A 12,694-nucleotide genomic window follows, 5' to 3' on the forward strand; every position below is an offset into this window, starting at 1 on the left:
ATGGCCAGCGCAGAATCGACGCAAGCGAGCGTGCACGAGCAGGGCCCCGTGCGGCCGACCACGGAGGACGAGGTCGCCGCGTCGGGCAGCGAGCTGATCGGCGGCCCCCTGGGGCGGCGCGCCCTGCTCGGGACGTCCTGGTGGACTCCGGTGCGGGTGGTCGCGCTCGTGGCGATCGGCATGTTCGCCCTCGGACTGATCCAGAAGGCGCCCTGCTACAACGGCGCCTGGTTCTTCGGTGCCAGCTCGCAGTACACGAAGGCGTGCTACTCGGATATCCCGCATCTCTATCAGGGGCGCGGTTTCGCCGACGGGCTCGTGCCGTACTTCGACAAGCTCTCCGGCGACATGCCGTACCTCGAGTACCCCGTGCTGACCGGCGTGTTCATGGAGGTCGCCGCCTGGCTCACGCCGGGCAGCGGCAGCATCCAGGACCAGGAGCAGTGGTACTGGGTGGTCAACGCGGGGATGCTGATGGTGTGCGCGGCCGTCATCGTGGTCTGCGTGACCCGGACGCACGCCCGGCGCCCCTGGGACGGTCTGCTGGTCGCCCTGGCGCCCGCCTTCGCGCTGACCGCCACCATCAACTGGGACCTGCTGGCGGTCGCTCTGACGGCCGCGGCGATGCTGATGTGGTCCCGGAGCCGCTCACTCGCGTTCGGCGTCCTCCTGGGGCTTGCCACGGCGGCCAAGCTCTATCCCGTGTTCCTGCTGGGCCCGCTGTTCCTGCTGTGCTGGCGTGCGGGGAAGTGGCGGGACTTCGGCAAGGCCGTGGCAGGAACAGTCGTCGCCTGGTTCGTCGTGAACCTGCCGGTGATGCTCTTCGCCTGGGACGGCTGGTCGCAGTTCTACAAGTTCAGCCATGACCGGGGTGTGGACTTCGGGTCGTTCTGGCTGATCATGGCTCAGAACTCGACCGATCCGCTCAGCACCGACACCGTGAACAACCTGGCCACGGCGCTGGTGGTGCTGTGTTTCGTGGGTCTTGCCGCGCTCACCATGACCGCTCCGCGTCGCCCGCGCTTCGCCCAGCTCGCCTTCCTGATCGTCGCGGCGTTCATCCTCACCAACAAGGTCTACTCCCCGCAGTACGTCCTGTGGCTGGTCCCGCTCGCGGTGCTGGCCCGGCCGAAGTGGCGGGACTTCCTGATCTGGCAGGCGTGCGAGGTCACGTACTTCCTGGGTATCTGGCTGTATCTCGCGTACACGACCAGCGGGGACGCTCACAAGGGGCTGCCGCAGGACGGCTACCACTGGGCCATCGGCGTGCACCTGCTGGGGACGCTCTACCTGTGCGGGGTCATCGTGCGCGACATCCTCATGCCGGAGCGGGATCCGGTGCGCCGGGCCGGTGACGACGACCCGTCAGGGGGCGTGCTGGACGGCGCGGAGGACGTCTTCGCTCTTGGCGCTGCGGCCCATCCGCCGCGCCACGCGGCCCACTTCGACGGGCCGCAGGTCGAATGGGGCAAGCGGGGAACGGCAGCTTCCCCGGACGGTTCGCTCTGAGCGAACAGGTGTCGGCGGCGGTGGGCGACCCATGGAGCCGACCTCACGGCGACGCGTGAAAAGGCCGTACACGGAGCTCCCGTGTACGGCCTTTCGGTTGGCTGACGCCCTTGCTCAGCGGTCGACGATGCGGTCGAACTGCGTGGTGGTGTGCCGCAGATGGGCCACCAGTTCCTCGCCGACCTTCGGTTCCGGTGCGTCCGCCGGCACGAACAGGATGGAGACCTGCATGTGCGGCGGCTCCGCGAACCAGCGCTGCTTGCCGCCCCAGACGAACGGAGAAAGGTTCCGGTTCACCGTGGCGAGGCCGGCCCGGGCGACGCCCTTGGCGCGCGGCATGACACCGTGCAGTGCCTTCGGGGCCTCCAGCCCCACCCCGTGCGACGTGCCGCCCGCCACGACCACCAGGAAGCCGTCGGAGGCGGCCTTCTGCTGCCGGTAGCCGAAACGGTCCCCCTTGGCGACCCGCGTGACGTCCAGAACCGCGCCACGGTACTCCGTGGCCTCGTGGTCCCCCAGCCACAGCCGGGTGCCGATGCGGGCGCGGAAGCGCGTCTGCGGGAACTGCTGCTGCAGCCGGTGGAGTTCGTCGGCCTTGAGGTGGCTGACAAACATCGTGTGCAGGGGCAGGCGGGCGGCACGCAGGTGGTCCATCCAGCCGATGACCTCCTCGACGGCGTCGGAGCCGTCCGTGCGGTCCAGCGGCAGGTGGATGGCGAAGCCCTCGAGGCGGACGTTCTCAATGGCGGCGTGCAGTTGCGGCAGGTCCTGGGCGCTGATGCCGTGCCGCTTCATCGAGGACATCACCTCGATGACCACACGGGCCCCCACGAGGCCGTACACGCCGTCCACCGACGACACCGAGCGGATGACCCGGTCGGGCAGCGGGACGGGCTCCTCGCCGCGCCGGTACGGCGTCAGCACCAGCAGGTCACCGCCGAAGAAGTCCTTGATGCGCGCGGCCTCGTACGTCGTGCCGACGGCGAGGACGTCCGAGCCCAGCCGCGTGGCCTCCTCCGCCAGCCGTTCGTGCCCGAAGCCGTAGCCGTTGCCCTTGCAGACCGGGACAAGGCCCGGGAACTGGTCCTGCACGTGCTTGTGGTGCGCACGCCAGCGCGCGGTGTCGACGTAGAGCGTGAGCGCCATGGCCGGACCTGGAACCTTTCTGGTGGCTGCGGTGCATCAGATGTGTGGAAGCGAACGAAGCAGTCGTACGTGTCGAAGCAGACGGCCGGGGCCGCCGGATCTCAGCGGCGCGACATGTAGATGTCGAGTGCCTTGTGGAGCAGCTTGTTGAGCGGGAAGTCCCACTCGCCGAGGTACTCGGCGGCCTGGCCGCCCGTGCCCACCTTGAACTGGATCAGGCCGAAGAGGTGGTCGGTCTCGTCCAGGGAGTCGGAGATGCCGCGCAGGTCGTAGACGGTCGCGCCGAGTGCGTATGCGTCGCGCAGCATCCGCCACTGCATCGCGTTGGAGGGCCGGACCTCACGGCCGATGTTGTCGGAGGCACCGTAGGAGTACCAGACGTGCCCGCCGACGATCAGCATCGTCGCCGCCGACAGATTCACGCCGTTGTGCCGGGCGAAGTACAGCCGCATGCGGTTGGGGTCCTCGGTGTTGAGAGCCGTCCACATGCGCTGGAAGTACGACAGCGGGCGCGGCCGGAAATGGTCGCGTACGGCCGTGATCTCGTACAGCCTCTGCCATTCATCGAGATCCTGGTAACCGCCCTGGACGACCTCGACGCCGGCCTTCTCGGCCTTCTTGATGTTGCGGCGCCACAGCTGGTTGAAGTTCTTGTGGACCTCTTCCAGGGAGCGGTTCGCCAGCGGCACCTGGAAGACATAGCGGGGCTGTACGTCGCCGAAGCCGGCCCCGCCGTCCTCCCCCTGCTGCCAGCCCATACGGCGCAGCTTGTCGGCGACCTCGAAGGCGCGCGGCTCGATGAAGTCGGCCTCGATGTCACGCAGCCGCTTCACGTCCGGGTTCTGGATGCCCTGCTTGATGGAGCCCGCCTCCCAGCGCCGGATGATCACCGGCGGGCCCATCTTCACGGAGAAGGCACCCTGCTGCTTGAGGTGCGCGAGCATCGGTTCCAGCCACTCGGTCAGATTCGGCGCGAACCAGTTGATGACCGGGCCTTCGGGCAGATAGGCCAAGTAGCGCTTGATCTTGGGGAGTTGGCGGTACAGGACGAGGCCCGCACCGACCATCTCGCCGGTGCGCTCGTCGAACCAGCCGAGGCTCTCGGAGCGCCACTCCGCCTTGACGTCGGCCCAGGCCGGAACCTGCATGTGGCTCGCCGAGGGCAGGCTCTGGATGTACGCCAGATGCTGCTCGCGGCTGATCGTCCTCAGGGTCAGGCTCATTCGGGGCGCTCCTCGGGCTGGTGTGTCCCCATGGGTACAGGGGCTCCGGCTCTCGCGCCGAAGCCTACTGCGCCTTGCGAGCGCCCCGACTGGGCGTACGGAACCTGCGCCCCGGCTTGTTGGCCGCCGGGGCGTTCAGTGGTGCTTTGTCTGGGGTTGGAGAGCCGGTGTCCCTGGCTTCAGCCGATGAGCCCACCGAAGAGGCCGCCGTGCGCCATGCCGAGGAAGAAGCCGACTGCCGAGGCCCCGAGACCCAGGATGAGTCCGAAGCGCTCGCGGGTCGTCTCCGAGATCCACTGGCCGTACGCGCCGGTGAGGATCCCCACCAGGCCGGCCCAGGAGCTGAGCAGGTGCAGGTGGTGGAAGAAGCCCGTCACGAACGCCGTCACCCCGACAACCAGGGTCACCGCGAGCAGCGTGTCCTGGATGGGGTGGGGCTTTCCGTCCGTGGCGAAAAGGCCTCCGACGGTGTTGGGTCGCAATGCCTGTGCCATGGGGCACCTCCTGCGGAAGACGGCGCATCGTAGCGCCATGCACACCCGATGTGTACAGATTGACGGTCCTCGCGGCCGGATTTCAACCGGAAGCGGGTGTGCAGGTAGTCTGTACCGTCTGCACCGGTGTCTGCCCAGGCAGAGCCAGGGAACCGTCCAGGCCAGAACGGGGATGTCGCTCGCCGACCCCCGATTGTCAGTGGCGGCCGATACCGTTGCGTACGCATCACGACCCTCCTGCCACGGAACGACCGTGGCCGCTGAGTCCAAAGGAGGTGGGTTCCACATGCGTCACTACGAGGTGATGGTCATCCTCGACCCCGATCTGGAGGAGCGCGCTGTCGCCCCCCTGATCGAGAACTTCCTCACCGTCGTCCGCGAGGGCAACGGCAAGGTCGAGAAGGTCGACACCTGGGGCCGTCGTCGTCTCTCGTACGAGATCAAGAAGAAGCCCGAGGGCATCTACTCGGTCATCGACCTGCAGGCCGAGCCTGCGGTCGTCAAGGAGCTCGACCGCCAGATGAACCTGAACGAGTCGGTCCTCCGGACCAAGGTCCTCCGCCCCGAGACCCACTGAGCTCTCCCGCTCAGCTGATCTCGGGATCCGAGTAGCAGCACCACAAAGCAGCCAGCAGCAAACCCGCCGAGAGGTTCCCCCATGGCAGGCGAGACCGTCATCACGGTCGTCGGCAATCTTGTCGATGACCCCGAGCTGCGCTTCACCCCTTCCGGTGCGGCGGTCGCGAAGTTCCGTGTCGCGTCCACCCCCCGCACCTTCGACCGTCAGACCAACGAGTGGAAGGACGGCGAAAGCCTCTTCCTGACCTGCTCGGTCTGGCGTCAGGCGGCGGAGAACGTCGCCGAGTCGCTCCAGCGAGGCATGCGCGTCATCGTGCAGGGCCGGCTGAAGCAGCGGTCCTACGAGGACCGTGAGGGCGTCAAGCGCACGGTCTACGAACTGGACGTCGAGGAAGTCGGCGCCAGCCTGCGCAACGCCACGGCCAAGGTCACCAAGACCGCCGGCCGCGGTGGGCAGGGTCAGGGCGGTTACGGCGGCGGTGGCGGCCAGGGTGGCGGCGGCTGGGGTGGAAACTCCGGCGGCGGCCAGCAGGGCGGCGGAGCTCCCGCCGACGACCCGTGGGCGACCGGCGCTCCCGCCGGTGGCAACCAGGGCGGCGGTGGCGGCGGCTGGGGTGGAAACTCCGGCGGCGGTGGCGGCGGCTACTCGGACGAGCCCCCCTTCTAGGCCTTTGGCCGGAGGGCGGGTCGTACCCAAACTTCTTGATCACACAGGAGAAACACCATGGCGAAGCCGCCTGTGCGCAAGCCTAAGAAGAAGGTCTGCGCTTTCTGCAAGGACAAGGTCACGTACGTGGACTACAAGGACACGAACATGCTGCGGAAGTTCATTTCCGACCGCGGCAAGATCCGTGCCCGCCGCGTGACCGGCAACTGCACGCAGCACCAGCGTGACGTCGCCACGGCCGTCAAGAACAGCCGTGAGATGGCGCTGCTGCCCTACACCTCCACCGCGCGATAAGGGAAGGGTGACCGAAACATGAAGATCATCCTCACCCACGAGGTCTCCGGCCTCGGCGCCGCGGGCGACGTCGTCGACGTCAAGGACGGTTACGCTCGCAACTACCTGATCCCGCGGAAGTTCGCCATCCGTTGGACCAAGGGTGGCGAGAAGGACGTCGAGCAGATCCGCCGTGCTCGCAAGATCCACGAGATCCAGACCATCGAGCAGGCCAACCAGGTGAAGGCCCAGCTCGAGGGCGTCAAGGTCCGTCTGGCCGTTCGCTCCGGCGACGCCGGTCGTCTCTTCGGTTCCGTCACCCCGGCCGACATCGCCTCGGCGATCAAGGCCTCCGGTGGCCCCGAGGTCGACAAGCGCCGCATCGAGCTGAGCGCGCCGATCAAGACGCTGGGCGCTCACGAGACGTCGGTGCGTCTGCACCCCGAGGTTGCCGCCAAGGTCAACATCGAGGTTGTCGCGGCCTGACCGCCGCGCTCGGCTTGAACAGCTGAGGGAAGGGGTGGCACCCATGCAGGGTGTCGCCCCTTCTTCGTGCTCCGGTTCGGTGCGGGACCGCCCGTGTTTCACGTGAAACGCCGGTTTCACGTGAAACACGTCAGCGGATGGCGCCTGTGACGATCCAGCGGCCCGAGCGGGTCCGCAGCCAAAGGGTCAGCATGCGCACCGTCATCATCAGCGTCATCGCTGCCCACAGCGCGGTGAGGCCGCCGCCGAGTGCTGGGACCAGCAACGCCAACGGGGCGAAGACAGCAAGAGTGAGCAACATGGCCCAGGCCAGATAGGGGCCGTCGCCGGCTCCCATCAGGACGCCGTCCAGGACGAAGACGACGCCACAGATCGGCTGAGAGAGAGCCACCACGAGCAGGGCGGGCAGCGCAGTGTCCTTCACCACGGTGTCACTGGTGAACAGCGGCAGGAACACCGGCCGGGCGACCACTACCAGGACGCCGAGGACGACACCCACCGCGATTCCCCACTGCACCATGCGGCGGCAGGCATCGCGAGCACCCCGTGTGTCCTCGGCGCCGAGATGGCGTCCGATGATGGCCTGACCGGCGATGGCGATGGCGTCGAGGGCGAAGGCGAGCAGGCTCCAGAGGGACAGGACGATCTGGTGTGCCGCGATGTCGGCGTCGCCGAGTCGGGCGGCGACCGCTGTGGCGATCATCAGGATCCCTCGCAGTGACAGTGTGCGGACCAGGAGGGGAACGCCGGCTTGTGCGGAGGCCCGTATCCCGGCTGCGTCGGGACGCAGCGAGGCGCCGTGTCTGCGGGCTCCGCGGACGACCACGGTGAGATAGACGGCTGCCATGCCGCACTGCGCGATGACGGTGCCCCAGGCCGAGCCGGCGATGCCGAGTCCGGCGCCGTAGACGAGGCCCGCGTTGAGGGCGCCGTTGGCGACGAAGCCGGCGATGGCGACACGGAGTGGTGTCTTGGTGTCCTGCAGCCCGCGCAGCACTCCGGTTGCGGCGAGTACGACGAGCATGGCCGGGATGCCGAGAGCCGAGATGCGCAGATAGGTGGTCGCGTAGGGGGCCGCACTGGCCGAGGCGCCGAAGAGTTCCACGAGGGCCGGTGCCGTGGGCAGCACGGCGGCGATGACGGCGGCGCCGAGCAGAAGCGCCAGCCAGATGCCGTCCATGCCTTGCCGGATGGCGGCCTGGAGGTCGCCGGCGCCGACCCGTCGGGCGACGCCCGCGGTGGTGGCGTAGGCGAGGAAGACGAAGACGCTGACCGCTGTCGTGAGCAGGGCCGAGGCGACGCCCAGGCCGGCGAGCTGTGCCGTGCCGAGGTGGCCGACGATCGCGCTGTCGGCCATGACGAAGAGGGGCTCGGCGACGAGCGCACCGAAGGCGGGGACGGCCAGCGCGACGATCTCTCGATCGTGTTGTCGCAGGGTGATCCTGGGGGGCGCAGGAGCCTGTGTCATGAGCACCAATCTAATCGTCCACAGGTAAGAGATGCAAAGCCTCCACGACCCTTACTTCGCTTGAGGCTGTGTGGTCTTTCGCGCGCCGTTCGAAGCGATCTTGGCCCGACTGGGAAAGTTTTTCTTCTGCACAGCCGGTGGATGGGAAAAGTGCAGGTCAAGACAGCCGGAGTGGATGTGGCAGTTGCTTGTTCACAGGGCTGTCCACCGTGTCGTGCACAGGTTTTGCGGAGTTCTCCACAGCATCCGGGCCGTCGTCCACATGGCCTGTGGATAACCAGATTGGCTGACGGTGCCCGCAGGCCTACCGTGGTCCGGCGCCCACTCCGTTCGTCGGCAGGGAAACCAGCACAAAACCGACGTGCAGCAACCGGAGTTGGGCCTCTCATTTGTCAGTGCCGTGCCGTAGAAAAGAGGGCATGGCTAGGTTCGCCCGGCGGCGGACGGGAGGAGGTGGCTCGGTGAGTATTTCCGAGCCCTTGGACGATCCGTGGGCCGACAGCGGTCCAAGCGATCGTCTGCCTGCCTCCCGCCGACGCGGCGACGGGGGCCGGGGCCGTGACGAGCAGCACGACCGTGGCCGGGACAGCGGCGAGTGGGACGGCGGAGGTACGTCCTTCGAGCGAGTGCCGCCCCAGGATCTCGATGCCGAGCAGTCCGTCCTCGGCGGCATGCTCCTGTCCAAGGACGCGATCGCCGACGTCGTGGAGATCCTCAAGGGCCACGACTTCTACAAGCCGGCGCACGAGACGATCTTCCAGGCGATCCTCGACGTCTATGCCAAGGGCGAGCCGGCCGACCCCATCACGATCGCCGCCGAACTGACCAAGCGCGGCGAGATCAACAAGGTCGGTGGCGCATCGTATCTGCACACCCTTGTGCAGACCGTGCCGACTGCGGCCAACGCCGAGTACTACGCGGAGATCGTCCACGAGCGCGCGGTCCTGCGCCGTCTGGTCGAGGCCGGCACCCGCATCACCCAGATGGGATACGCGGCCGACGACGACGTCGACGAGATCGTCAACCGCGCCCAGGCCGAGATCTATGCGGTCACCGAGCAGCGCACCAGCGAGGACTACCTCCCGCTCGGCGACATCATGGAGGGCGCACTCGACGAGATCGAGGCGATCGGTTCCCGCAGTGGCGAGATGACCGGTGTGCCCACGGGCTTCACCGACTTCGATTCGCTCACCAACGGCCTGCACCCGGGCCAGATGATCGTCATCGCTGCCCGTCCCGCGATGGGCAAGTCGACCCTCGCGCTGGACTTCGCCCGGGCCGCGTCGATCAAGCACAACCTTCCGAGCGTCATCTTCTCCCTCGAAATGGGGCGCAACGAGATCGCGATGCGTCTGCTGTCCGCCGAGGCCCGTGTCGCCCTGCACCACATGCGCTCCGGCACGATGACCGACGAGGACTGGACGCGGCTGGCCCGCCGGATGCCCGACGTCTCGGCCGCGCCGCTGTTCATCGACGACTCTCCGAACCTGTCGATGATGGAGATCCGCGCCAAGTGCCGCCGTCTCAAGCAGCGCAACGACATCAGACTGGTCGTCATCGACTACCTCCAGCTGATGCAGTCCGGTGGCTCCAAGCGTGCCGAGAACCGCCAGCAGGAGGTCTCGGACATGTCCCGTAACCTCAAGCTCCTCGCCAAGGAGCTGGAGATTCCGGTCATCGCCCTGTCCCAGCTGAACCGTGGCCCCGAGCAGCGCACGGACAAGAAGCCGATGGTCTCCGACCTGCGTGAGTCCGGCTCCATCGAGCAGGACGCCGACATGGTCATCCTGCTGCATCGCGAGGACGCCTACGAGAAGGAGTCGCCGCGTGCGGGAGAAGCCGACCTGATCGTGGCCAAGCACCGTAACGGCCCGACGGCGACGATCACGGTCGCCTTCCAGGGCCACTACTCGCGGTTCGTGGACATGGCGCAGACCTGATCCGACAGATCCCCGTCCCGGTCAAATGAACTCGACGGCCGTGTGTCCCGCAGGATGGACTGGGGCCATGACAACACCTCAGGAAGAGCTGCTCCCCGGGACGCGTCGGGCACTGTTGCACCGGATCGCAGTGGCGCAGGCCGAAGGTCGCGCGCCGTCGCTGGTCGCGGCGGTCGTGAGGGGCGGGCGGTCCGTGTGGCACGGTGCGCGTACCTCGGTGGACGGGCATGGTCCGGACGAGACCGTGCAGTACCGCATCGGTTCGATCACCAAGACCTTCACCGCCGTTTTGGTGCTCCGGTTGCGCGATGAGGGCCTGCTCGATCTCGGTGACCCGCTGGAGAAGCATCTGCCGGGAACGGGTGCGGGGGAGGCCACGATCGCCGACCTCCTCGCCCATACGGGCGGGTTGGCGGCGGAGTCGCCCGCCCCGTGGTGGGAGCGCACTCCGGGTTCGCTGCGCCCCGAACTCTCCGACGTCCTGGGAGAGCAGCCTCTCCTGCATCCGGTGGGCCGCCGCTTCCATTACTCCAATCCCGGCTACACGGTGCTGGGGGCGCTGATCGAGAAGCTGCGTGCGGCACCGTGGGAAGCGGTACTTCGGCGTGAAGTGCTCGAACCTCTGGGCCTCGACCGTACGAGTGGTCACCCTCAGGCTCCCCATGCGGGTGGATGGGCGGTGCACCCCTGGGCCGATGTCATGCTGCCCGAACCCGCCGAGGACCTGGGACGGATGGCTCCCGCGGGTCAACTCTGGTCCACCACGGGCGACTTGGCGCGATTCGCTGCTTTTCTGGCACAGGGCGACGACCGGGTACTGAGCGCCGAGACCGTGAGAGAGATGCGGACGCCCGCGGCGCCGGCCGAAGCGGCGGATGTCGTGGAGGGAGCCACCTACGGGCTGGGGCTGCAGATCCAGCACCGGGACGGCCGGCTGCTCGTGGGGCACTCCGGGTCCCTGCCGGGGTTTCTGGCGAACCTCACCCTCAGCATCGAGGACGACGTCGCTGCTGTGGTGCTGGCCAACTGTACGTCCGGTCCTCTGCTGTCCACCGTCGGAGCCGATCTCGTGCGGATCGTCGCCGAGGCCGAGCCCCGCATTCCGCAACCCTGGCGGCCGCTGCCAGAAGTAGACGCATCGGTGCTGGAGTTGGCGGGACCGTGGTACTGGGGAACGCATGGGTTCGCCCTGCGGCTGGCGGCAGCCGGGAGTCTTTCGCTGGAGCCGCTGTCGGGAAGCGGCCGCCGCTCGCGTTTCCGGGCGAACGGCGACGGTACGTGGACCGGACTGGAGGGCTACTACGCCGGAGAGCTCCTGAAGCCCGTACGGCGCCCGAACGGGACCCTGAGCCATCTGGACCTCGGGTCGTTCGTGTTCACGCGTCAGCCGTACGACGAGCAGGCTTCCGTGCCCGGTGGGGTGGATCCGGACGGGTGGCGGGGGATCGGCTAGACGCAGGCGCCCGGCAGGCGCGCCGTTTCACGTGAAACATGAGCCTTCTGTCACGGCCTCACAGTTGAAGCTTGAAGCCCACGTGCGAGGCCGTGAAGCCGAGCCGCTCGTAGAAGCGATGGGCGTCCGTGCGGGTGTTGTCGGAGGTCAGCTGGACCAGCTGACACTCCTGACGCCGGGATTCGTCGATCGCCCACTCGATGAGCTGTGTGCCCAGGCCGCTGCCACGCTCGTCGGCGTGAATGCGGACACCTTCGATGATCGATCTGACGGCGCCGCGTCGTGACAGGCCGGGGATGACCGTGAGCTGGAGTGTGCCGACGACCCGGCCCTCACGAACGGCGACGACCAGATGCTGGTTCGGATCGGACGCAAGACGTTCCAGCGCGGCCAGGTACGGCGTCAGGTCGTCCGGTGACTCGCGGCGGGCGCCCAATGGGTCGTCGGCGAGCATCGCGACGATCGCGGGCACGTCGTCCGCCGTGGCAGAACGTATTTCAAGATCTCCCATGCCCCGCACCTTACGCACCGGTGCCCTCAGGGGGCTCAGCCCGCAGCCACCGTCAGCGGAGCGAATCGTCTGGTCCAGTCACCGGGCAGTTCCGTGATCCCGTACGTCATGACCGCGTTGAAAGCGACGGACGCCAGTCCCCGCTCCTTCGCCCAAGCCAGCAGCTCTTCGTGCCGTACGTCGATGTCGGTGCGCAGGGGGCGGTCGGTGTGCGCGGCGAGAGAGGCGATGAGTGCCTTAGCCGTCTGCGTGTCCCTGGCAATCAGCGGGCCCACGACATGGGTTTCCATGTTGGGCCAGGCGGCCGCGTAGCCGATGAGCCGGCCGCCCTCCTCGGCGACGCGCAGCCGGTCGGCGAAGGCGGGCAGCCGCGTGATGACCGGAGTGCGGTCGGCGCCGAACACCTCCTCGTCGAGCCGGAGGATCGCAGGGAGATCCTCGGCGGTGGCCGCACGGGTGACCACCTTGGGCTCCGGCCCGCCGGGTGTGAAATGCCCACGCATCATCTCGGCCCGCCCGGTGACCTTGAAGCCGAGTTCCTCGTAGAGAGGCCGACCGTTCGGGGTCGCGTGCAGCGTCAGCGGGGTGGTGCCCATGGCCGAGATGATGTGCCGCATCAGGTGGCGTCCGATGCCCTGGCGGGCGTGCCGTTCGGCCACCAGCACCATGCCGATGGCCGCGAGATCCGGGTGCTGCTGCGGCCCGTACTCGGTGACCACGCAGGCGCTGACGAGGCCGCCGTCGGGGTCGTCGATGCCGTATCCCTTCCCGGCTGTGAGGAGGAGGCCCCACTTGTGCTCCTCGCGTGGCCACCCCCGGTCTTCGGACAGGTCGGCGCAGGCGGTGAGATCGCGAAGCGTCAGACGGCGGACGGCAAGAGGGGGCAGAGAAGGAGTCGGCACGCAGGTCAGGCTGTCCGACGGCCGCCCTCGACGTCCACCTCTT

13 protein-coding genes are annotated in these 12,694 nt (G+C 67.9%); 7 read left to right on the top strand and 6 right to left on the bottom strand.

The window, feature by feature from the left end; genetic code table 11:
* Positions 1-1,509, top strand: coding sequence for a glycosyltransferase family 87 protein (locus tag ACFY1U_RS17525; protein ID WP_390694986.1), 1,509 nt, complete (start codon positions 1-3; stop codon positions 1,507-1,509).
* 114 nt (positions 1,510-1,623) lie between these two features.
* Here ACFY1U_RS17525 and ACFY1U_RS17530 read toward each other — a convergent pair whose 3' ends face one another.
* The 3 genes from ACFY1U_RS17530 to ACFY1U_RS17540 all read right to left on the bottom strand — a co-directional run bounded on the left by ACFY1U_RS17530 (position 1,624) and on the right by ACFY1U_RS17540 (position 4,372).
* Positions 1,624-2,655 (bottom strand): alanine racemase, encoded by a 1,032-nt coding sequence (locus ACFY1U_RS17530; RefSeq protein ID WP_365834097.1) that lies wholly within the window; start codon positions 2,653-2,655, stop codon positions 1,624-1,626.
* A 101-nt stretch (positions 2,656-2,756) separates the two neighbouring features.
* Positions 2,757-3,878: a peptidoglycan bridge formation glycyltransferase FemX gene (gene femX, locus ACFY1U_RS17535; RefSeq protein WP_390694987.1), complete on the bottom strand. Its 1,122-nt coding sequence runs from the start codon at positions 3,876-3,878 to the stop codon at positions 2,757-2,759.
* 179 nt (positions 3,879-4,057) lie between these two features.
* Positions 4,058-4,372: a hypothetical protein gene (locus ACFY1U_RS17540; RefSeq protein ID WP_390694988.1), complete on the bottom strand. Its 315-nt coding sequence runs from the start codon at positions 4,370-4,372 to the stop codon at positions 4,058-4,060.
* 286 nt (positions 4,373-4,658) lie between these two features.
* On the opposite strand from ACFY1U_RS17540, the gene rpsF reads away from it, so the two are divergent.
* From rpsF to rplI, 4 genes are all read left to right on the top strand, one after another.
* Entirely contained in the window at positions 4,659-4,949 is a 291-nt protein-coding gene (gene rpsF / locus ACFY1U_RS17545; protein ID WP_115907086.1) for a 30S ribosomal protein S6, read from the top strand.
* An 81-nt stretch (positions 4,950-5,030) separates the two neighbouring features.
* A complete protein-coding gene (locus ACFY1U_RS17550) occupies positions 5,031-5,618 on the top strand; it encodes a single-stranded DNA-binding protein (protein WP_344403207.1) in 588 nt (195 codons plus the stop codon).
* A gap of 57 nt (positions 5,619-5,675) precedes the next feature.
* Positions 5,676-5,912: a 30S ribosomal protein S18 gene (gene rpsR / locus ACFY1U_RS17555; protein ID WP_003949403.1), complete on the top strand. Its 237-nt coding sequence runs from the start codon at positions 5,676-5,678 to the stop codon at positions 5,910-5,912.
* Between the two features lie 18 nt (positions 5,913-5,930).
* Entirely contained in the window at positions 5,931-6,377 is a 447-nt protein-coding gene (gene rplI / locus ACFY1U_RS17560; RefSeq protein WP_189984877.1) for a 50S ribosomal protein L9, read from the top strand.
* Between the two features lie 130 nt (positions 6,378-6,507).
* On the opposite strand, the gene ACFY1U_RS17565 is transcribed toward rplI, so the two are convergent.
* Complete coding sequence (locus ACFY1U_RS17565) at positions 6,508-7,845, bottom strand: MATE family efflux transporter (RefSeq protein ID WP_390694989.1); 1,338 nt, start codon at positions 7,843-7,845, stop codon at positions 6,508-6,510.
* Positions 7,846-8,306: 461 nt separating this feature from the next.
* Here ACFY1U_RS17565 and dnaB point away from each other — a divergent pair, with 461 nt between their 5' ends.
* Together dnaB and ACFY1U_RS17575 are read left to right on the top strand one after the other, a co-directional pair.
* Complete coding sequence (gene dnaB, locus ACFY1U_RS17570; protein WP_351473008.1) at positions 8,307-9,785, top strand: replicative DNA helicase; 1,479 nt, start codon at positions 8,307-8,309, stop codon at positions 9,783-9,785.
* Positions 9,786-9,852: 67 nt separating this feature from the next.
* Positions 9,853-11,238 carry a serine hydrolase domain-containing protein gene (locus tag ACFY1U_RS17575; protein WP_390694990.1) on the top strand — a complete coding sequence of 462 codons (1,386 nt, stop codon included), beginning with the start codon at positions 9,853-9,855 and terminating at the stop codon, positions 11,236-11,238.
* Positions 11,239-11,296: 58 nt separating this feature from the next.
* Here the strand turns inward: ACFY1U_RS17575 and ACFY1U_RS17580 are convergent, their stop codons facing one another.
* Both ACFY1U_RS17580 and ACFY1U_RS17585 read right to left on the bottom strand, forming a co-directional pair.
* Positions 11,297-11,749, bottom strand: a complete 453-nt coding sequence (locus tag ACFY1U_RS17580; protein ID WP_390694991.1) for a GNAT family N-acetyltransferase — start codon at positions 11,747-11,749, stop codon at positions 11,297-11,299.
* Between the two features lie 35 nt (positions 11,750-11,784).
* Positions 11,785-12,651, bottom strand: a complete 867-nt coding sequence (locus ACFY1U_RS17585; protein WP_390694992.1) for a GNAT family N-acetyltransferase — start codon at positions 12,649-12,651, stop codon at positions 11,785-11,787.
* Positions 12,652-12,694 lie beyond the last annotated feature (43 nt).

This window comes from Streptomyces sp. NPDC001351, from assembly GCF_042896045.1.
In the GTDB taxonomy this organism is placed as follows: domain Bacteria; phylum Actinomycetota; class Actinomycetes; order Streptomycetales; family Streptomycetaceae; genus Streptomyces.

What these genes read in the sequence shown, in the direction of transcription:
- femX (WP_390694987.1), bottom strand. Translation starts at nt 3,878, where the DNA reads ATGAGCCTGACCCTGAGGACGATCAGCCGCGAGCAGCATCTGGCGTAC.
- ACFY1U_RS17575 (WP_390694990.1), top strand. Translation starts at nt 9,853, where the DNA reads ATGACAACACCTCAGGAAGAGCTGCTCCCCGGGACGCGTCGGGCACTG.
- rpsF (WP_115907086.1), top strand. Translation starts at nt 4,659, where the DNA reads ATGCGTCACTACGAGGTGATGGTCATCCTCGACCCCGATCTGGAGGAG.
- ACFY1U_RS17530 (WP_365834097.1), bottom strand. Translation starts at nt 2,655, where the DNA reads ATGGCGCTCACGCTCTACGTCGACACCGCGCGCTGGCGTGCGCACCAC.
- rpsR (WP_003949403.1), top strand. Translation starts at nt 5,676, where the DNA reads ATGGCGAAGCCGCCTGTGCGCAAGCCTAAGAAGAAGGTCTGCGCTTTC.
- ACFY1U_RS17580 (WP_390694991.1), bottom strand. Translation starts at nt 11,749, where the DNA reads ATGGGAGATCTTGAAATACGTTCTGCCACGGCGGACGACGTGCCCGCG.
- ACFY1U_RS17540 (WP_390694988.1), bottom strand. Translation starts at nt 4,372, where the DNA reads ATGGCACAGGCATTGCGACCCAACACCGTCGGAGGCCTTTTCGCCACG.
- ACFY1U_RS17525 (WP_390694986.1), top strand. Translation starts at nt 1, where the DNA reads ATGGCCAGCGCAGAATCGACGCAAGCGAGCGTGCACGAGCAGGGCCCC.
- ACFY1U_RS17550 (WP_344403207.1), top strand. Translation starts at nt 5,031, where the DNA reads ATGGCAGGCGAGACCGTCATCACGGTCGTCGGCAATCTTGTCGATGAC.
- rplI (WP_189984877.1), top strand. Translation starts at nt 5,931, where the DNA reads ATGAAGATCATCCTCACCCACGAGGTCTCCGGCCTCGGCGCCGCGGGC.
- ACFY1U_RS17565 (WP_390694989.1), bottom strand. Translation starts at nt 7,845, where the DNA reads ATGACACAGGCTCCTGCGCCCCCCAGGATCACCCTGCGACAACACGAT.